This is a genomic window from Halobiforma lacisalsi AJ5 (genome assembly GCF_000226975.2).
Taxonomy (GTDB): domain Archaea; phylum Halobacteriota; class Halobacteria; order Halobacteriales; family Natrialbaceae; genus Natronobacterium; species Natronobacterium lacisalsi.
The window spans coordinates 4102234-4120441 of record NZ_CP019285.1 but is presented as its reverse complement, the minus strand read 5'-3'; the positions used below and the strand labels follow the sequence as shown (position 1 = coordinate 4120441).

General features: G+C 66.6%; 18 protein-coding genes. 15 read left to right on the top strand and 3 right to left on the bottom strand.

What is annotated here, in order from left to right; translation table 11 throughout:
* The first annotated feature begins 1 nt into the window (after position 1).
* From CHINAEXTREME_RS20085 to CHINAEXTREME_RS20045, 9 genes are all read left to right on the top strand, one after another.
* Positions 2 to 295, top strand: a complete 294-nt coding sequence (locus CHINAEXTREME_RS20085) for an NADH-quinone oxidoreductase subunit J (protein WP_007140439.1) — start codon at positions 2 to 4, stop codon at positions 293 to 295.
* Positions 292 to 768, top strand: coding sequence for a hypothetical protein (locus CHINAEXTREME_RS20080; protein ID WP_007140440.1), 477 nt, complete (start codon positions 292 to 294; stop codon positions 766 to 768). Before CHINAEXTREME_RS20085 ends, CHINAEXTREME_RS20080 begins: the two co-directional genes overlap by 4 nt.
* The gene (nuoK, locus tag CHINAEXTREME_RS20075) at positions 765 to 1076 is read left to right on the top strand and encodes an NADH-quinone oxidoreductase subunit NuoK (RefSeq protein WP_007140441.1); all 312 of its coding nucleotides are present in this window, start codon (positions 765 to 767) and stop codon (positions 1074 to 1076) included. Before CHINAEXTREME_RS20080 ends, nuoK begins: the two co-directional genes overlap by 4 nt.
* 1 nt (position 1077) lies before the next feature.
* A complete protein-coding gene (gene nuoL / locus CHINAEXTREME_RS20070; protein ID WP_007140442.1) occupies positions 1078 to 3114 on the top strand; it encodes an NADH-quinone oxidoreductase subunit L in 2037 nt (678 codons plus the stop codon).
* The gene (locus CHINAEXTREME_RS20065) at positions 3111 to 4631 is read left to right on the top strand and encodes a complex I subunit 4 family protein (RefSeq protein WP_007140443.1); all 1521 of its coding nucleotides are present in this window, start codon (positions 3111 to 3113) and stop codon (positions 4629 to 4631) included. Before nuoL ends, CHINAEXTREME_RS20065 begins: the two co-directional genes overlap by 4 nt.
* Complete coding sequence (locus CHINAEXTREME_RS20060; RefSeq protein ID WP_007140444.1) at positions 4631 to 6154, top strand: NADH-quinone oxidoreductase subunit N; 1524 nt, start codon at positions 4631 to 4633, stop codon at positions 6152 to 6154. The genes CHINAEXTREME_RS20065 and CHINAEXTREME_RS20060 overlap by 1 nt, the downstream gene beginning before the upstream one ends.
* Before the next feature lie 186 nt (positions 6155 to 6340).
* The gene (locus CHINAEXTREME_RS20055; protein ID WP_007140445.1) at positions 6341 to 7945 is read left to right on the top strand and encodes a DHH family phosphoesterase; all 1605 of its coding nucleotides are present in this window, start codon (positions 6341 to 6343) and stop codon (positions 7943 to 7945) included.
* A gap of 81 nt (positions 7946 to 8026) precedes the next feature.
* Positions 8027 to 8833, top strand: a complete 807-nt coding sequence (locus CHINAEXTREME_RS20050) for a CBS domain-containing protein (RefSeq protein ID WP_007140446.1) — start codon at positions 8027 to 8029, stop codon at positions 8831 to 8833.
* Positions 8834 to 8901: 68 nt separating this feature from the next.
* Positions 8902 to 9678 (top strand): NAD(P)-binding oxidoreductase, encoded by a 777-nt coding sequence (locus CHINAEXTREME_RS20045; RefSeq protein ID WP_010546722.1) that lies wholly within the window; start codon positions 8902 to 8904, stop codon positions 9676 to 9678.
* A 55-nt stretch (positions 9679 to 9733) separates the two neighbouring features.
* Here the strand turns inward: CHINAEXTREME_RS20045 and CHINAEXTREME_RS20040 are convergent, their stop codons facing one another.
* Complete coding sequence (locus tag CHINAEXTREME_RS20040) at positions 9734 to 10798, bottom strand: polyprenyl synthetase family protein (protein ID WP_029601614.1); 1065 nt, start codon at positions 10796 to 10798, stop codon at positions 9734 to 9736.
* A gap of 187 nt (positions 10799 to 10985) precedes the next feature.
* Here CHINAEXTREME_RS20040 and CHINAEXTREME_RS20035 point away from each other — a divergent pair, with 187 nt between their 5' ends.
* From CHINAEXTREME_RS20035 to CHINAEXTREME_RS20015, 4 genes are all read left to right on the top strand, one after another.
* Positions 10986 to 11234 (top strand): hypothetical protein, encoded by a 249-nt coding sequence (locus tag CHINAEXTREME_RS20035; protein ID WP_010546721.1) that lies wholly within the window; start codon positions 10986 to 10988, stop codon positions 11232 to 11234.
* A gap of 152 nt (positions 11235 to 11386) precedes the next feature.
* Positions 11387 to 12697, top strand: coding sequence for a M28 family peptidase (locus CHINAEXTREME_RS20030; RefSeq protein WP_007140450.1), 1311 nt, complete (start codon positions 11387 to 11389; stop codon positions 12695 to 12697).
* 108 nt (positions 12698 to 12805) lie between these two features.
* Positions 12806 to 13600, top strand: coding sequence for an NAD(+)/NADH kinase (locus tag CHINAEXTREME_RS20025; protein ID WP_007140451.1), 795 nt, complete (start codon positions 12806 to 12808; stop codon positions 13598 to 13600).
* Between the two features lie 533 nt (positions 13601 to 14133).
* Positions 14134 to 14856, top strand: a complete 723-nt coding sequence (locus tag CHINAEXTREME_RS20015; RefSeq protein WP_076738773.1) for a bacteriorhodopsin — start codon at positions 14134 to 14136, stop codon at positions 14854 to 14856.
* Between the two features lie 96 nt (positions 14857 to 14952).
* Here the strand turns inward: CHINAEXTREME_RS20015 and CHINAEXTREME_RS20010 are convergent, their stop codons facing one another.
* Together CHINAEXTREME_RS20010 and nth are read right to left on the bottom strand one after the other, a co-directional pair.
* On the bottom strand, positions 14953 to 15192 hold the full coding sequence (locus tag CHINAEXTREME_RS20010) for a hypothetical protein (protein WP_007140454.1): 240 nt from the start codon (positions 15190 to 15192) through the stop codon (positions 14953 to 14955).
* A gap of 166 nt (positions 15193 to 15358) precedes the next feature.
* Entirely contained in the window at positions 15359 to 16042 is a 684-nt protein-coding gene (gene nth, locus CHINAEXTREME_RS20005; protein WP_007140455.1) for an endonuclease III, read from the bottom strand.
* A gap of 174 nt (positions 16043 to 16216) precedes the next feature.
* On the opposite strand from nth, the gene CHINAEXTREME_RS20000 reads away from it, so the two are divergent.
* Both CHINAEXTREME_RS20000 and CHINAEXTREME_RS19995 read left to right on the top strand, forming a co-directional pair.
* A complete protein-coding gene (locus CHINAEXTREME_RS20000) occupies positions 16217 to 17302 on the top strand; it encodes an ABC transporter ATP-binding protein (RefSeq protein ID WP_007140456.1) in 1086 nt (361 codons plus the stop codon).
* Between the two features lie 76 nt (positions 17303 to 17378).
* Positions 17379 to 18194 carry an ABC transporter permease gene (locus CHINAEXTREME_RS19995; protein ID WP_029601613.1) on the top strand — a complete coding sequence of 272 codons (816 nt, stop codon included), beginning with the start codon at positions 17379 to 17381 and terminating at the stop codon, positions 18192 to 18194.
* The last annotated feature ends 14 nt before the right edge of the window (positions 18195 to 18208 follow it).

The following is an 18208-nucleotide window of genomic DNA, read 5'->3' as shown; positions in this document are numbered from 1 at the left end:
AATGATGGAAACAATCGCGTTCGCGCTGTTCGCGTTCGTGACCCTCGCCAGTGCCGCCGGGGTCGTCCTGCTGAAAGACCCCTGGCACTCGGCGCTCATGCTGGGTGTGGCACTGATCTCGGTCGCGATCCACTACGTCATGCTGGCCGCGGAGTTCGTCGCCATGATGCAGGTGCTCGTCTACGTTGGCGGCGTGCTCATCCTCGTCACCTTCGCGGTGATGCTCACCCAGCGTGAGCAGGACGAGGATCTGCACGCGACCGACACGAGTTCCGACGAGGTGATGGGACCATGACGACCGGACCGGAGATCCGAACGGGGAAAACGCTCGTTCCGGGACTGCTCGCCGTCGCCCTCTTCGGACTGATGGGACTGATCGTCCTGAACACGCCGTTCGGGGCGGGCGACGGCGCGGTCGGCTTCCCGGAGGGAATCTCGATCACCTCCGAGATCGGCTACGCGCTGTTCGATCTCGAGGCGCTCCAGTCCGGAGCGATGGCGATTCCCGAGACCGAGACGTTCCTCGCGGCGTTCCTGCTGATCGCGCTGACGCTCGACGCCGCGCTCGACGCCTCGATCGTGCTCGCAAAGCGCGAGGAGGAGGGCGAACCGGTCGCGGCGCTCTCGAGTCAGGATACGGGTGCCGGTGCTGGCGCCGCTACGACGGCCGAGACCGGAACCGCCGGCAGTGCCGGCGGAACCGGTGACCGGACGGCGGTTACCGACGGCGGCGACGAGGCCGCCGAGTCCGGAGGTGAGACGCGATGAGCGTCGCCGCCGGGGTCGAGTACTACGTCCTCCTGTCGATGGGGCTGTTCTGTATCGGTCTCTTCGGCATCCTGACGCGTCGTAACGCACTGATGTTCCTGATGTCCGTCGAACTCATGCTGAACGCGGCGAACATCAACCTGATCGCGTTCGCGTTCTATCACGGGAACCTCACTGGTCAGGTGTTCGCCCTGTTCACCATGGCGCTGGCCGCCGCCGAGGTCGCCGTCGGGCTCGGGATCATCCTGGTGCTGTACCGCAACTTCCGTGACGTCGACGTCACGGTACCGACGACGATGAGGTGGTAAGATGGAAGGTGCATTCAGTTACGCTCCAGCGATCGCGGCGTTCCCGCTCGTGGCCTTCGTGGTCGCCCTCGCGTTCGGCAAGTACATGCCGAAGAAGGGGGCGCTGGCGGGCATCCTCGCGACGGCAGGCTCGTTACTGCTGTCCGTGGTGATGCTCGTGGCCGTCGCGAGCGGCGAAGTGTATCACGGGACGATCTACGAGTGGGCGGTCGGCGACGCGCTGACCGAGGTCGGCGCCGACGGGATCGAGTTCACCTTCGGCATGCTGATCGATCCGCTGTCGGCGCTGATGCTCGTGATCGTCTCGCTCGTCGCGTTCCTCGTCCACGTCTTCAGCCTCGGATACATGAACGCCGAGGGCGAGACCGGGCTCCCGCGGTACTACGCCGGGCTCGGCCTCTTTACCTTCAGCATGCTCTCGTTCGTGCTCGCGGACAATCTGCTGATGGCGTTCATGTTCTTCGAGCTCGTGGGCCTGTGTTCGTTCCTGCTGATCGGGTTCTGGTTCCGCACCCGCAGCGCCCCGTCGGCGGCGAAGAAGGCGTTTCTGGTCACCCGATTCGGTGACTACTTCTTCCTGATCGGGGTCGTCGCGATCGCGTCCACGTTCGGCACGCTGCAGTTCGCCGGCGAGGAGTCGTTCGTCGCGGCCGCCGAAACGGCCATCGCCGACGGAACGACGCTGTTCGGGTTCGGACCCGAGACCTGGGTAACGATTACCGGTCTCCTCGTGCTCGGCGGGGTCATCGGCAAGTCCGCGCAGTTCCCGCTGCACACCTGGCTGCCGGACGCGATGGAGGGCCCGACGACCGTCTCCGCGCTCATCCACGCGGCGACGATGGTCGCGGCCGGCGTCTACCTCGTCGCCCGGATGTTCGGCTACTACGCCCAGTCCCCGACCGCGCTGTCGATCATCGCGTTCGTCGGCGGCTTCACCGCGCTGTTCGCGGCGACGATGGGCGTCGTCAAGGACGACATCAAGCAGGTGCTGGCGTACTCGACGATCAGCCAGTACGGCTACATGATGCTCGGCATGGGCGTCGGCGGCTACGTCGCCGGGGTCTTCCACCTGATGAACCACGCCTTCTTCAAGGCGCTGCTGTTCCTGGGGGCCGGTTCCGTCATCGTCCTCATGCACCACGAACAGGACATGTGGAAGATGGGCGGCCTGAAGGACAAGGCACCCGTCACCTACTGGACGTTCCTCGCGGGCGCGCTCGCGCTGGCGGGCATCGTCCCGTTCTCCGGCTTCTGGTCGAAAGACGAGGTGCTGTACGACGCCCTGATCGTCGGCCTCGAGCAGCCCGTGATCCTCGCGGCCTACGCGATGGGCCTGCTCGCCGTGTTCTTCACCGGCTTCTACACGTTCCGGATGGTCTTCCTGACCTTCCACGGCGAGCCCCGGACCGACACCGCCGAGAACCCACACTCGGTCGGCTGGTCGATCAAGTTCCCGCTGGTCGTGCTCGGCGCGCTGGCGCTCGTCGCCGGCGTCGCGAACCTCGCGCCCGTCGCGAAACTGACCGGCGCGGACATCACCTACCTCGAGTTCTGGCTCGACGGCGAGTACGGCTACGTGGAGGGGCTGACCTACCACGACTACCACGACCTGGTGGCCTTCGAGGAGGGCTACATTAGCTCCGAGACGGTCACCATGCTGCTCGGTGCTGGTCTGTCGCTGGGACTGGCGGTGGCCGGCGCGGTCACCGCACACGTGCTGTACAACGTGCCGGAACCGACCCGGCACACGGCGAAACTCGGCGGCGCGTACGACGTCCTGCGGAGCAACTACTATCAGGACGAGTACCAGGTCTGGCTCGCCGAGGGACTGACGCTGCCCGTCGCGCGGGCGGCCGACCGGTTCGACCAGACGGTGATCGACGGCGTCGTCAACGGCGTCTCGACTGCCAGTCTGTTCGGCGGCGACCGGGTCAAGCGGATCCAGACCGGTATCGTGACGAACTACGCGGCCCTGCTCGTGGCCGGGTTCATCGCATTGCTTCTCGTCCTCGGATTCCTCGGGGGGTGGTTCCTATGATGATCGAAGCGCTCATCGCGGTCGCACTGGTCGGCGCACTGGTCACCTTCGTCGCGCCGAATCGCGTCGCAGGGAAACTGGCCTTCGCGATCAGCCTGGTGCCCGCCGCGCTGAGCCTGTGGATGTTCTCGGCGTTCGACGGCGTCGGGAACGCCCTGCTCGAGGGCGACCTCGCCTACGAGTCCCAGTACGAGTGGCTCGAGCTGAGCGAGTACACGATCTCGTGGTTCGTCGGACTCGACGGCATCAGCATGCCGCTGGTCGTCCTGACGACCGTCCTCTGTACGCTCGCGATCGTGAGTTCGTGGACGCCGATCGACGAGCGCGAGTCCCAGTTCTACGGGCTCGTCCTCTTTATCGAGGCGAACCTGATCGGCGTCTTCGCCGCGCTTGACTTCTTCGTCTGGTTCATCTTCTGGGAGGCGGTCCTGATCCCGATGTACCTGCTGATCGGCGTCTGGGGCGGCCCGCGCCGGAAGTACGCGGCGATCAAGTTCTTCGTCTACACGAACGTGGCCTCGCTGCTGATGTTCGGTGCGTTCATCGCGCTGGTGTTCGCCCTGCCAGAGGTCACGACCTTCGCCCTGCCCGAGATCGCGGCGGCGATGCTCGCGGGCGGTCCGGAAGCGCTGTTCGGCGTCGCCGGCTCGACCCTGGCGTCGATCGTCTTCGTCGCGATGTTCCTCGGGTTCGCGGTGAAGGTGCCCGTCGTCCCGTTCCACACGTGGCTGCCGGACGCCCACGTCGAAGCGCCGACGCCCGCGTCGGTGCTTTTGGCCGGCGTCCTGCTGAAGATGGGTACCTACGCCCTGCTCCGGTTCAACTTCACCATGTTCCCGGATCAGGTCGCCGCGTACTCGGTACCGATCGCGGCCATCGCGGTCATCAGCGTCATCTACGGCGCGATGCTCGCGCTCGCGCAAACGGACCTCAAGCGGATCGTCGCCTACTCCTCGGTGTCGTCGATGGGCTACGTCATCCTCGGCCTGATCGCCTACACCCAGTTCGGGGTCGGCGGCGCGACCTTCCAGATGGTGTCTCACGGCCTGATCTCCGGGCTGATGTTCATGGCGGTCGGCGTCATCTACAACGCGACCCACACCCGGATGGTCACCGACATGTCCGGGCTGGCCGATCGGATGCCCGTCGCGGTCGGCATCCTCGTGGCCGGCGCGTTCGGCTACATGGGGCTGCCGCTGATGAGCGGCTTCTACGGCGAGTTTACCATCTTCTTCGGCGCGTTCCAGTCCGAACTGCTCGAGTACGCGCCGCTGTTTACCGCGGCGGCGATGTTCGGCATCGTCATCGTCGCGGGCTACCTGCTGTTCGCACTCCAGCGGACCGTCTTCGGACCGTACCGGCTCGAAACCGACTACGAGGTCGGCCGCGCCCCGCTGCACGACGTCGCCCCGATGTTCGTGCTGCTGGGACTGATCATCCTGCTGGGCGTGGCTCCCGAACTGATATTCGAGATGATAACCGACGCAGTCGATCCGATCATCGGAGGTGAGGTGTAATGGCGGTGTTCGATCTCCCCGGCTGGACGGGACTCGCACCCGCGCTGATCCTGGCGGCGACGGCGCTCGCGCTGTTCGTCGTCGACAGCATCTCGCCGCGGTCTTCCAACCGCGCGCTGCTGGCCGGCGTCTCGGCGACCGGAGCGCTGGCCTCGCTGGCCGTCGCGGTCTGGTTCATCGCCGCCGGCGTCGGGCAGGGCGGTATCGACGGACTCGGCGTCATCGACCTGTTCGACGGCCAGTTCGTCGTCGACGCGATGGCGCTGTACTTCATGATCGTCGTCGCGGTCGTCACCGCCCTGGTGTCGGTCGCCAGCTACGATTACATGGCGGGCCACACCTACCAGGCCGAGTACTACTCGCTGCTGATCCTGGCCGCCACCGGGATGTCCACGATGGCCGCCGCCAACAGCCTCGTGACGATCTTCATCGCGCTCGAGTTGACGAGCCTGCCGTCCTACGCGCTGGTGGCGATCCTGAAGGACAACCGCGGCAGCGTCGAGGCCGGGCTGAAGTACTTCCTGATCGGCGCGCTGTCGTCGGCGATCTTCGTCTACGGTATCTCGCTGGTCTACGGCGCGACCGGCCACCTGCAACTGGACGCCATCGCGACGGCCCTCGAGGGTGACGTCGCGGACGGTTTCGGCGGCCTGCTGGGGCTGGGCATCCTGATGCTAATCGGCGGGTTCGCGTTCAAGACCGCCAGCGTCCCGTTCCACTTCTGGGCGCCCGAGGCCTACGAGGGCGCGCCGGCTCCGATCAGCGCCTTCCTCTCCTCGGCGTCGAAGGCCGCCGGCTTCGTGATCGCGTTCCGCGTGTTCACGACGGCGTTCCCGCTCGAGCCGACCGCCGCGCTGATCGGCCTCGACTGGACGCTCGCGTTCGTCATCCTCGCGATCGTCACGATGACGGTCGGGAACTTCGCCGCGGCCACTCAGGACAAGGTCAAGCGGATGCTCGCCTACTCGTCGATCGGCCACGCCGGCTATGCCCTGATCGGCCTCGCCGGCCTCACCGTCGACGGCGGCGAACTCGTGATGGGTGCAGCGATGATGCACCTGCTGGTCTACGGCTTCATGAACACGGGTGCGTTCCTGTTCGTCGCCCTGGCCGAGTACTGGGGCGTCGGTCGCACCTTCGAGGATTACAACGGGCTCGCGAACCAGGCACCGGTCGCCTGTTTCGCGCTCGGGATCTTCCTGTTCAGCCTGGCCGGCATCCCGCCGCTGGGCGGCTTCTGGAGCAAGTACTTCCTGTTCACCGGTGCGATCAGCGTCGGCACCACGTCCATGCTGCTGGTCGCGGCCGCGCTCGTGGTAAACAGCGCACTGTCGCTGTACTACTACTCGCGGCTGGTCAAGGCGGTCTGGATCGAGGAGTCGGTCGTCGATCGTGACACGCTGGCACAGCCGACCGGCCTCTATGCGGCGATCGTTTTCGCCGCCGTGATGACGGTCGTCCTGCTGCCCGCGTTCGGACCGGTCTCCGAGACGGCGATCGACGCCGCGGCCGCCGTGATCTGATCGGCACGTCCGCTCGATCCAAGTAGCCGTTTTTTCCGCTCGTCTGTTCTCGGTTCGTCCGCTCGTCCGCTCGTCCGCTCGTCCACTCCACACACCCTCGTTCGTCGTCGACCGACTGCCCCTCGAGAGCCCGTCGTGGCCGATCGACCGGTAACTTTTCCCCGCCGGACTGACAACCCGGGATAAATGGTTTTCCGGCTCGTGCTCGGGTGCGGGACCGTCGGTCGCCAGGTCGTCGAACGCCTGGCCGAACGCGGCGACGGCGACGACCGACTGCTCGTCATTACCGACGACGAGGCGCTCGTCGAGACCCTCCGCGACGAGAGCATTCCAGCACGACACGCCGATCCGACGGCCCCGGACACCATCGCCAACGTCGACGCGCCGGACCTGCTTTTCGTCGGCAGCGATCGGACGGACGTCAACCGCGAGGCCCTCGAAACCGCCCGCGACCGGTTCCCGGGGGTCGAAATCGTCGCCTACCTCGGCGGGAACGCCACAGTGACCGACCGGACGACCTTCGGCGGCCACGCGGACCGGATCGTCGACGCCGACTCGCCGATCGTCGAGGCGGTACTCGAGTCGACGGCGACGACGGCCGCGGAGGCAGCGATCGAACTCCGGCGACTGCTCGACTCCCTAGACGGTCGCCTCGCCGTCTTCACCCACGACAACCCGGATCCGGACGCCATCGCGAGTGCGACCGCGCTCGTCGACATCGCCGAGTCGGTCGGCGTCGAGGCCGACGCCTGCTACTTCGGCAATATTTCCCACCAGGAGAACCGGGCGATGGTCAACCTGCTCGATCTCGACCTCCGGAACCTCGCGCCCGATGCCTCGCTCGAGGAATACGCGGCGTTCGCGCTGGTCGATCACTCCCGGCCGGGCGTCAACGACGGCCTGCCGGAGGAACTCGACGTCGACATCGTCATCGACCATCATCCGCCGCGCGGGCCGGTACCCGGCCGGTTCGTCGACCTTCGGGAGGGGGTCGGCGCGACCAGTACCGTCCTGACCGAGTACGTCGATCGGTTCGGCCTGCCGTTCGACACGCGGACGGCGACGGCGCTTTTGTACGGCATTCGCGTCGACACCAACGACTTCTCGCGGGAGGTCGCCCCGGCGGACTTCCGTGCGGCCTCGACGCTTCAGCCCCACGCGGACACGTCCGTCCTGCGCCAGATCGAGCAGCCGACGGTCGAGGGCGACACTCTCGAGACGATCGCTCGCGCGATCAAGAACCGCGAACAGCGGGATTCGGTGGCGGTTGCAAGCGTCGGCCGCCTCTCCGATCGGGATGCGCTCCCCCAGGCGGCAGACCAGTTGCTCGCGATGGAGGGGATCGAGACGACGCTCGTCTTCGGCTTTCGCGACGAGATGGCGTTTCTCTCCGCGCGTTCCCGGGCGAACGACGTCGACCTGGGCGAGACGCTCCGGGATGCGTTCGATCGGATCGGAAGCGCGGGCGGCCACGCCGACATGGCCGGCGCACAACTCGAGGTGGGGGTCCTGGGACAGGTCGACGACGAGGACGAGGCGGAGTCGATCGTCAGCGTCGCCGAGGAAGTGATCACCAACCGATTTTTCGAGGCGATCCGGACCAGGCCGGGCGTCCCCGCGGGGGCCTACGATCGAACCAGCGAGTGGCTGTTTACAGTCCCGGGGGGCAGCGACGTGGGCGAGACCGGGGGCGACGCGTCGGCCGCGTCGGAACGGACGGACTCGAGTCCGGCCCCGGCCCCGGGTTCGGGACGGTACGAGGACGAGACGACGGACTCTGACGGGGAGTGACGGACGGAAAAGGGTCGATTCGGTACGTGAGGAACGATTCAGTACGCAGTATTTTTGCGCACGGACCGGTTATCGTCGGCTATGGAGGTTGCGTCGGACCGGCGGAAACCCCAGGTCGAGGAGTACATGACGCGGGACGTAGCGACGGTGTCGCCAGATGCGACCGTCGGGGCCGTCGCGACGCGGATCGCAGAAAGCAACGAACACAACGGGTTCCCCGTCTGCGAGCGCCGCCGCGTCGAGGGATTCGTCAGCGCCCGCGACCTGCTGCTGGCCGACGACGACGAGCCGATCTTCAAAGTGATGACGACGGACCTGCTTGTCGCCCACCCCGAGATGAAGGTGACCGACGCCGCCCGGGTCATCCTCCGGTCCGGCATCCAGAAACTGCCCGTCGTCGACGACGCCGGCAACCTCGTGGGCATCATCTCGAACGCCGACGTCATCCGCAGCCAGATCGAGCGAGCCACGCCCGAGAAGGTCGGGAAACTGCTGCGTACCCTGGAGCAGATCCACGACATCGACCTCGCACAGGAGCGCCGAACCGTGCCGCTGGCAGAGCTCACGCCGACCCAGGGGAAGGTGTACGCGGACGAACTCGAGGGGCGACGCTACGAACTCGAGCGAGGGCTGGCCGAACCGCTGGTAGTCATCGACAACGGAGGGACGCTGTTGCTCGCGGACGGCCACCACCGGGTGCTGGCGGCCGACCGGATCGGTATCGACGAGATGGACGCCTACGTCATCGTCATCGATCACGAGATCGACCTGGGGATGGCGCGTACGGCCGAGAAGGAGAACCTGGAGCGGATAGACGACATCGAGGTCGTCGACTACGCGCGCCACCCGCTGGTCCAGACGACGAAGCGGCTACAGTCGGACGAGTAGGCGGGATCTCGGGACCTGTCGGAAGTGCTGACTACACAGTTATCCGTTCGCGTATAGTACGCCGTTCGATGACAGGATCCGCGACCGTGACCGAGTCCGACTCCCCCGACAACCCGGACGACGTCGACCGCGTACTCATCGCTGGCGCGAGCGGGGGAACCGGGACCGAACTGCTGTCGGTCCTGCGTCCCACCGAGCCGATCGTCCGCGGGACGACCCGCTCGCACGCGAACGTCGAGACGCTCGAGCGTCACGGGGCCGACGAGGTGGTCGTCGCCGATTTCTTCGAACCACGAGACGTCGTCGAAGCCGTTCGTGACTGTGACGTCGTCTACTGTGCGCTTGGCACGCCGCCGAGCTACCGCCACACCGTCGGCGGCCGGCTGGTCGACCGAACTGGCGTCAGCAACCTCGTGACGGCCGCCCTGAGCGAAGAGGTGTCGCACGTCGTCTACGAGAGCGCGATCGGCGTCGGCCGATCGAAGGCCGGGCTGTCCCTGCCCGCGCGGTTGCTCATCCGCGGTTCGCTCCGCGCGAAAGGGGATGCCGAGGCCGTCCTCCGGCGGTCGGGCCTCGAGTACACGATCGTCCGTCCGGGTCGACTCACGAACGCGCCGCCGCGTGGCGACGTCCTCGTCGGTGAGGGCGGCGACTCCGTGTCGGGCTCGATCCCGCGGGCCGACGTTGCGCGGATCATGGCCGCCGCGCCGTTCACCCCCGACGCCCGAAACCGGACGTTCGAGGTGGTCAGCCGCGACGGCCTCTCCGGGACGCCGACGAACCTCGTCCACCCCGACTGGGCGTTCGACGAACTCGATATCACCGAGGAGCAACTTCGTCCGTAGTGACCTGGGTTGAGCCCGGAAGGGGACGGGAGGGGCGGAGAGGGCGGAACCCGAGTCAGACGTCCCGCTCGATCACGAACTCCGTAAACTCCCGGAGTTTGCGGTCCGTCTCGTCGTCGAACTCGACCGTCTCGAGTTCATCGCGGGCCCGGGCGGCGAGTTCGAGCGCCCGGTTGCGGGCGTACTCGATGCTCCCGGCCTCCTCGAGGAGCGACAACGCCTCGAGCACTTCCTCGTCGGTGTTTTCGTCGGCTCCGAGGATCTCGGAGAGCCGGGCGGCTGCTTCCGGAGCACTCTCCTCTAGGGCGTGGATCACGAGCAGGGTCTTTTTGCCCTCGCGGACGTCGTTCCCGAACTCCTTGCCGAAGTCGCCCGCACGACCCAGGGAGTTCTCGACGTCCAGAATGTCGTCGCCGATCTGGAAGGCGACCGCCGTCAGTTCGGCGTACCTGGCGACGGCCTCCTCGACTTCGGATGGCTGGTCCGTGATGATCGCGGCCAGTCGGGCGACGATCCGCCCGAGACAGCCCGTCTTGCACGCACACATCTCGAGGTACTGGTCGGGCGTCACGCGAACCTCACCCTGGTTGTGCCACCGGATGTCCATTCCCTGCCCGAGATGGGTCCGGTTGAGTTCGTCCATCAGCATCTCGTAGGCGGCCAGGCGCTGTTCGGCCGACACGCCGGCCGGGTTCTCGGTGACGATCTTCAACGGCAAGAAGTACATCGCGTTGCCGGCGTTCAGCGCGATGTCCCGGCCGTAGAGGTGGTGTAACGCGGGCTCGCCGCGCCGTATCGACGCCTCGTCCTCGACGTCGTCGACGATGATCGTGCCGTTGTGAAGGATCTCCGGAATACAGGCGTAGGGCAGGTACTCCGCCGGGTCCTCCCCGAACCCCTCGACGAAGACGAGAAAGAGTACGGCTCGCCACCGTTTGCCGCCCCGATCGAGCAGTTCCCAGAGCGGATCGGCAAGCGCACGCTGGATCCCCTCCGGGTCGTATTCGTAGGTCGGCTCGCCGAAGAACGACTCGAGGTACTCGGCGTCGATCTCCCGCGGGACGATGTCCGCGATGGCTTCGTCGATCGCCGGCCGCCACTCGGCAAGCGTCTCCCGCATACTCCCCTCGAGAGCGACCGGGGTAAAAAAGATTCTCAGTTTGGTGTGACTGTCGCCGTCGTCGTCACCGTCGAGTGGGACGAGTGGAACGAGTGGAACGAGGAGGGGGAAAGCGAGAGCGAGCATCGTTGCCCCGTTCGGCGGTCACAAACTATTTCCTCCAGTCGTTCGAAGCGAATGTCAATCAATGCCACATATCAAGGGGATGGTCCACGGATTCGCGGCGATGGCGACGCTGATCGTGGGGTCGATACTCACCGATGTCGTCTCGGAACACGCGGCGGTATTCCGGGAGCTTTCGGCCCTGTCGATCGAACTGCTGACGGAAGTCGGTCGACTCCCGGTCGACGAGGAAGTCGCTGGAATCGTCGTTCCGGTGGGGATCCTGATGGGGATCTGGGTGTTCCTGTTCGAACTCAGGCAGGTGACCAAATGACCACCTCTCCGCCCTGAAGCGCGGGGCTTTCTCCTCACACTTCCGTAACGATCGTCGCCCGCGCGGACGACCTCGAGTGCGGGCCGTAACCGCATACTATTTCGAATCGAAAAAGCGGTACAGTTACCACACCCCAGTGCCACCCATCCCGCATGACCGACTGGATCGGCGACTGCTTCACCAGCGACGCCGGGTGGAACCACCTCGAGGAACTGGTCGACATCGGCAACCGGATGGCCGGAAGCGAGGGCGAACGCGAGGCCGCGGAACTGACTCGCGACGCGCTCGAGGCCGCCGGCGCACGGAACGCACGCCTCGAGACGTTCGACATCCAGGGCTGGACCCGGGGCGACAGCGCGGTCCGAGCGGGCGAGGCGGACCTCGACTGTATCGCTCTGCCCCGCAGTCCCGACGACGCGGCGACCGCGCCGCTCGTCGACCTCGGCTACGGCCTGCCCGAGGACTTCGAGGCGGCCGACCTCGAGGGGAAAGTCGCGATGGTTCGCAGCGACATCCCCGACTACTACGAGCGCTACATCCACCGCCGGGAGAAGTACTACCACGCCGTCGAGCACGGCGCGGCCGCGTTCGTCTACCGCAACCACGTCGAGGGCTGTCTCCCTCCGACCGGCAGCGTCGGGACGGAAGACGATCCGATCGGCGAGATTCCGGCCGTCGGCGTCTCGAGCGAGGTCGGCGCCAGACTGGCCCGCCGCTACGACGGCGAGGAGATCGAGGTTCGGGTCGACGCGGACCTCCACGAGGCGGAGAGCCAGAACGTTCACGCCGAACTCGGCCCCGACACGGACGAGTGCGTGCTCGTGACCAGCCACGTCGACGCCCACGACATCGCCGAGGGGGCGCTGGACAACGGCGCAGGGACGGCCATGGTCGTCGAACTCGCGAACGCCCTCGCGGGCCGGGAAGACGAACTCGAGACCCGCGTCGAGTTCGTCGCCTACGGCGCGGAGGAGGTCGGCCTGGTCGGGTCCGCGTACCACGCCGACGTCGCGGACCACGACGCGATCAAGGCGATCGTCAACAGCGACGGGGTCGTCGGCGACCGCACGCTGTCGCTGACCACCCACGGGTTCGACGGACTCGAGTCCGCCGTAGAGGCCGTCGCCGACCGGTTCGATCACCCGATCGAGACGGTCCCGAAACTCGGGCCCCACAGCGACCACTGGCCGTTCGTCCAGCACGGCGTTCCCGGCTACCACGTCAAGTCGACCTCAGACGAGGTCGGCCGCGGCTGGGGCCATACCTTCGCCGACACCCTCGAGAAACTCGAGAAGCGCAACCTTCGCGAGCAGGCAATCTTGCTGACCGAACTCGTCGTCGACCTCGCAAGCGACGAGCGGACGGTCGAACCCCGCGAGCCCGAGGCGATCGCCGCCGACCTCGAGGAGCAGGGGCTCGCGGAGGGAATGCGGATCACCGGCGACTGGCCGTACGACGAGTGAGGCTGCCACCCCGGGTGGTGGCGATCGAAACCGGCGGTTTCCGGAATCGACGCCGTGACGGAGGCGGACAACCGCACGCTTTTGATTGGGCCGTGTGAACTTGGGTACATGGATGCCGCCCAGTGGCTTGCCGACGACGAGCCGATCGTCGGCGTCGTCGATCCCGGGACGGACGCCGCGTCACCGTCCGGGACCGACATCGCGGCTACGATCGAGGCGACCGTACCCGATCTGGGGGGCTCGATCGCGGCGGAGAGCGTCGCGGAGATCCTGTCGGGGGATCCGTCGCTCTTCGTCGCGATCGGGGAGACCGGGCTGATCGCCGTCGCGCGGCGAGCGCCGGACGTGCCCGTACTCCCCGTGGGTTCCGTCCCGGGAATCGAGTCGGTGGCCGAGACGGACGTCGCGGACGCGTTCACGGCGCTGGCCGACGGCGACGCGATCGAGCGCAGGCGGCCGCTGCTCGGCGTCGCCGGCCCCGGGACGGACGACCGCAGGCGGGCGCTGTTCGACGTAACGCTCGTCACCAACGAACCGGCCCGTATCTCCGAGTACGCAGTCGAGAGTCGTGACGACGCCGTCGCCCAGTTTCGCGCCGATGGGGTCGTCGTCGCAACGCCCGCGGGGAGTCACGGCTACGCCAGTGCGGTAGACGCCCCGCGTCTCTCGCCGGCGATCGACGCCGTCGCCGTCGCGCCGATCGCCCCCTTCACGACCGCGACGCGCCGGTGGGTCCTCCCCCACTCGGACCTCGTACTCAGCGTCGAACGTGACGAGGGCGACGTCCGTCTGCTCGCCGACGGCGAGCCGATCGACACCGTGTTACCGGGCGAACGGGCCGTCGTCGACGCCGACGGGAGACTCACGACGATCGTCGTTCCCGGTATCTCGACTCGAGCGTGAGGTCCCTCACCACCGTCGTCAACGGTTTTCCGAGGTGGCCCGATCACTTCGCCGGCGAGCGGGGTACCGACCGGTCAGAAAGACGATCCCCGCGGTCACGGCCGTTCCCGTTCCGACCGCGACGACCGGGACCGACGCCGGCACAGCGGACGTTCGGCGACGACCACAGCGGGTCGCCGGTGGGAAACACCGCCCGAACCGACGACGGGTACGTGGCAGTGATCGGGACGATGAGCGCGAGGAGAAACAACGACCCGCTCTGCCAGGCGAGCTTTCGCGGAATCGGCGCCGAAAACAGTGTGTACCGTTCGACGCACAGCCGCTCGTACGGCGAGTCCTCGAGTAACGCGTCCGAGATCCGTCGCCGGACTGAAAGGAGGCATCTCGGTGTCGAGCGGGAGAACGGAGGGGCGTAATACCAGCTCCGATCGATCTCGAAAACGGATCAGATCGAGTGATTTACCGCTTGAGACGGCTTTGTTTCACTGTTAGGGTATCGAGCGATATCGGGACGATACCTATCGATAACTGCGATGGCAACTGTAGGTCCAGAGTCCCTGTGGCTGTGGGTCGGGACGATCGGGATGACCCTCGGAACGCTCTATTTCCTCGGTCGCGGACGCGGCGTCCGGGACCCGAAGATGCAGCAGTTCTACATCATCACGATCTTCGTGACGACCATCGCGGCGGCGATGTACTTCGCGATGGCGACGGGGTTTGGCGTCACCGAAGTGACGGTCGGCGACGATGCGCTTACGATCTACTGGGCGCGATACGCCGACTGGATCTTCACGACGCCGCTCCTGCTGCTCGACCTCGCACTGCTCGCCGGAGCGAACCGCAACACGATCGCGACGCTGCTCGGTCTCGACGTCTTCATGATCGGGACCGGCACGATCGCGGCGTTCGCGGCGACCCCTGGCACCCGCATCGCGTGGTGGGGCATCAGCACCGGCGCCCTGCTCGTGCTCCTGTACGTCCTCGTCGGGACGCTCTCCAAGAGTGCCCGAAACCAGTCCGCGGAGGTAGCCTCGCTGTTCAGCACGCTGCGAAACCTGCTCATCGTGCTGTGGCTGCTCTACCCCGTCGTCTGGATCCTCGGCACCGAAGGAACGTTCGGCATCCTCCCGCTGTACTGGGAGACGGCCGCGTTCATGATCCTCGACCTCTCGGCGAAGGTCGGCTTCGGTGTGCTCCTGCTCCGGAGCCACACGGTACTCGAACGAGCTATCACACCGACCCCGGCCGCAGCGTAAGGCCGCTCGTACCGCTTCCGATCACCGATTCGCGCGATCGCGGATCGACTTCCACTCCGATTTTCGTGGCTCGCTCGTCCGACCGTCTCAATGCGTCTAGCTGTTGTACGGCTCCTCGTCCCGGTGGTTGTCCGGGTTCACGTTCTCGAGGGCGTCGGCCTCCCGCTGGTCGGACTTGTGTTCGATGTCCTGACGCCGCTGCTCCTCGTCCTCGCGCTCCCGGGCCTCCATCTCCTCTTCGGTGAGTTGCTCTTCCTCGTTCTGTTCCTCGTCGGTCTTCTCTTTCTCGAGTTCGACGTCCCGTCCGTGCTCGTCCTTGCCAGTGTCGTCGGTCATAGTGATTCTGGACGGGGTTACCGGGAGTCGAAGAAAAGGCGTTAGGCTTGCGACGGACTGCCGTCCGTATTCGGCCAGTGTCCACCCGTCAGCGGCCGTTAGTGCCGTTCGACGCTTCTACCGTGGGTCTCTCGGCCCGGAGTCCGCCGACTTCCAGAACCCGCCGTTACCAGGGTTCGCCAGAAGCCAGATCGACGTCGCTGTCTCCCTTCTCCGAGGGACAGATATCGGCGAGAACGCAGCCGCTACAGTCCGGGTTCCGCGCCGTACAGATCGCGCGGCCGTGGTCGATACAGAGGTGGGTGAACTGCTGCCAGTAGCCCTCCGGAACGATCCCCATCAACTCCTGTTCGATCGCCTCGGGTCGCTTCTCCTCCGTGAGCCCGAGCCGACGCGAGAGCCGCTGGACGTGCGTGTCAACGACGATCCCCTCGACGACGTCGTGGCCGTGCTGGAGGACGACGTTGGCCGTCTTGCGACCGACGCCCGACAGCTCGGTCAACTCGTCCATCGTATCCGGGACCTCGCCGCCGTGATCCTCGAGGATCGCCTCGCAGGCGCTCTGGATGTAGCCCGCCTTGTTGTTGTAGTAGGTGATCGAGTCCAGGTCCGCCGCGAGTTCGTCCTGGGGAACCTCGACGTAGTCCGCCGGGCCGTCGTACTTCTCGAACAGGTGCTCGGTTTCCCGGTTTACGCGCTCGTCCGTACACTGGGCCGAGAGAATCACCGCGATCAGCAACTCGAGCCGGTTCGAGTACCGCAGCGAGATCGTCGAGTCGGGATACTCCGCCTCGAGTCGCTCGATGACTTCCTCGGCCTGCTCCGCGCGCGTCTCGCGTGGCGTTCCCATAGGGGTGTGGTGGGAGGCGGGTCGTTTCAGCGTTCGGATTCGTCGGACTCGGTTGCGCTCTGTTCGCCCGACCTCTCCGCCGACCCCGACTCGAGTATGGGTGGCGGTCGAGCCGTCCAGGGATGACAACTATTATACACTACCCGCCCGTCGAGTACGCAACGACCGATACCGATGGACAGATCCGACGAGCGTGGGGCGACGGCCCCGCCCGCGATCCGCGTCGACGGCCTGCACAAGACCTTCGGGAGCGGCGAGGCCGCGGTGACGGCTGTCGACGACGTCTCGTTCGAGATCGAACGCGGGACCGTCGTCGGCCTGCTCGGGCCGAACGGTGCCGGGAAGACGACCACCATCAAATCAATGCTCGGGCTGATCGTTCCCGACGCCGGCACCGTCGAAATCGGCGGGATCGACGTCCACGACCAACCGACGCGAGCCTACGGCCGCATCGGTGCGATGCTCGAGGGCGCGCGCAACGTCTACTGGCGGCTGACCGTCCGAGAGAACCTCGAGTTCTTCGCCGGGCTTGGGGGTGACTCCCCCGAAACCGTCGGCGACCGTCACGACGCGCTGCTCGAGGGGTTCGGCCTCGCCGACCGGGCGGACACGGTGGTCAACGAACTCTCCCGCGGAATGAAACAGAAGGTGTCGCTGGCCTCGACGCTCGCCCGCGACGTCGACGTCGTCTTCATGGACGAACCGACGCTCGGTCTGGACGTCGAGACGTCGCTGGAACTGCGCGCCGAGATCCGTCGACTCGCCGATCGGGACGACGTCACGGTCGTCGTCAGCAGCCACGACATGGACGTGATCGAAGACATCTGTGACGGCGTCCTCGTCCTCCAGAACGGCCGGATCGTCGCCGACGAGGACGTCGACGCCCTGCTCGACGTGTTCCGCTCCCGGGAGTACCGGATCGTCGTCGACGCGGCCCTGCCCGCGGCGGCCCGGAACCGACTCGAGGACGCCGTCGACGCCGACGTCACCCGGCGAGGAGACCGCAACTCCGGACGCGGACAAACGACGATCACCTTCACCGCGACCGACGGCGACGACCTCTACGACGTTATCACCGTGTTGGGGCGCTTCGACCTCCCGCTCCGTGACGTCGAGTCGGTGACGCCGAACCTCGAGGACGTGTTCCTCGAGCTGACGGGCGACGGGGCAGATCGACTCCCGGAACGGGAACCGGAACCGGAACGGGAACCGGAACCGGAACCGGAACGAGAACGAGAGGTGACCGAGCGTGACGACTGATCCGGACGGCTCGGACAGGGCCGCGGGGCGGGGGTCGGAGTCCACCCGGGCGACCGACGCGAGCGCCTCGAGCACGCTGGCGGCGACCGGGACGACCAGTGAAACGGCAACGATCGCCGACGCCTCGATCCTGCCGCTCCTGCGGGTCATCGCGAAAAAGCAGTTCGTGTTGCTCGTCCGGTACCCGCTGAACACCCTCTCACGGTTCCTGACGATGCTGATCTTCTTCCTGGTGGTCTTCTTCGGCGGGCGAGCCGTCGCCGGTCCCGCGATCACGGAGTCGCTCGACGGGATCATCGTCGGCTTCTTCCTCTTTACGCTGGCCATAACCGGCTACGCCGGACTCGCCTGGAACGTCACCCGCGAGGCCCAGTGGGGGACCCTCGAGCGGCTATTCATGTCGCCGTACGGGTTCGGAACCGTCATGGCCGTCAAGGCCGTCGTCAACGTCTGCCTGAGCTTTCTGTGGGCCACGGCCCTGCTCCTCGTGATGATGCCCGTCACCGGCCGGTGGCTCTCCATCGACGTCGTGACCGTCGTCCCGCTGGCAGCGCTGACGATCGCGTCCGTGATCGGGATCGGCTTCTGCTTCGCCGGGCTCGCGCTGGTGTACAAGCGGCTCGAGAACCTGTTCCAGCTCGTCCAGTTCGGGTTCGTCCCGCTGATCGCCGCGCCCGTCTGGAGCTACGAGTGGCTGAAGCTGTTGCCGCTGGCCCACGGCAGTTTCCTCACGCGGGTCGCGATGAGCGAGGGCGTGCGACTCTGGGAGTTCCCGGCGTCCGAACTCGCCGTGCTGACGGCCGTCAGCGCCGCGTACCTCGCCGCGGGCTACTACTGTTTCGTCCTCGCGAGCCGGAAGGCCCGCCGGGAGGGGCTGCTGGGCCACTACTGACGTCGGACTCGACC

What these genes read in the sequence shown, in the direction of transcription:
- CHINAEXTREME_RS20085 (WP_007140439.1), top strand. Translation starts at nt 2, where the DNA reads ATGATGGAAACAATCGCGTTCGCGCTGTTCGCGTTCGTGACCCTCGCC.
- CHINAEXTREME_RS20080 (WP_007140440.1), top strand. Translation starts at nt 292, where the DNA reads ATGACGACCGGACCGGAGATCCGAACGGGGAAAACGCTCGTTCCGGGA.
- nuoK (WP_007140441.1), top strand. Translation starts at nt 765, where the DNA reads ATGAGCGTCGCCGCCGGGGTCGAGTACTACGTCCTCCTGTCGATGGGG.
- nuoL (WP_007140442.1), top strand. Translation starts at nt 1,078, where the DNA reads ATGGAAGGTGCATTCAGTTACGCTCCAGCGATCGCGGCGTTCCCGCTC.
- CHINAEXTREME_RS20065 (WP_007140443.1), top strand. Translation starts at nt 3,111, where the DNA reads ATGATGATCGAAGCGCTCATCGCGGTCGCACTGGTCGGCGCACTGGTC.
- CHINAEXTREME_RS20060 (WP_007140444.1), top strand. Translation starts at nt 4,631, where the DNA reads ATGGCGGTGTTCGATCTCCCCGGCTGGACGGGACTCGCACCCGCGCTG.
- CHINAEXTREME_RS20055 (WP_007140445.1), top strand. Translation starts at nt 6,341, where the DNA reads ATGGTTTTCCGGCTCGTGCTCGGGTGCGGGACCGTCGGTCGCCAGGTC.
- CHINAEXTREME_RS20050 (WP_007140446.1), top strand. Translation starts at nt 8,027, where the DNA reads ATGGAGGTTGCGTCGGACCGGCGGAAACCCCAGGTCGAGGAGTACATG.
- CHINAEXTREME_RS20045 (WP_010546722.1), top strand. Translation starts at nt 8,902, where the DNA reads ATGACAGGATCCGCGACCGTGACCGAGTCCGACTCCCCCGACAACCCG.
- CHINAEXTREME_RS20040 (WP_029601614.1), bottom strand. Translation starts at nt 10,798, where the DNA reads ATGCGGGAGACGCTTGCCGAGTGGCGGCCGGCGATCGACGAAGCCATC.
- CHINAEXTREME_RS20035 (WP_010546721.1), top strand. Translation starts at nt 10,986, where the DNA reads ATGCCACATATCAAGGGGATGGTCCACGGATTCGCGGCGATGGCGACG.
- CHINAEXTREME_RS20030 (WP_007140450.1), top strand. Translation starts at nt 11,387, where the DNA reads ATGACCGACTGGATCGGCGACTGCTTCACCAGCGACGCCGGGTGGAAC.
- CHINAEXTREME_RS20025 (WP_007140451.1), top strand. Translation starts at nt 12,806, where the DNA reads ATGGATGCCGCCCAGTGGCTTGCCGACGACGAGCCGATCGTCGGCGTC.
- CHINAEXTREME_RS20015 (WP_076738773.1), top strand. Translation starts at nt 14,134, where the DNA reads ATGGCAACTGTAGGTCCAGAGTCCCTGTGGCTGTGGGTCGGGACGATC.
- CHINAEXTREME_RS20010 (WP_007140454.1), bottom strand. Translation starts at nt 15,192, where the DNA reads ATGACCGACGACACTGGCAAGGACGAGCACGGACGGGACGTCGAACTC.
- nth (WP_007140455.1), bottom strand. Translation starts at nt 16,042, where the DNA reads ATGGGAACGCCACGCGAGACGCGCGCGGAGCAGGCCGAGGAAGTCATC.
- CHINAEXTREME_RS20000 (WP_007140456.1), top strand. Translation starts at nt 16,217, where the DNA reads ATGGACAGATCCGACGAGCGTGGGGCGACGGCCCCGCCCGCGATCCGC.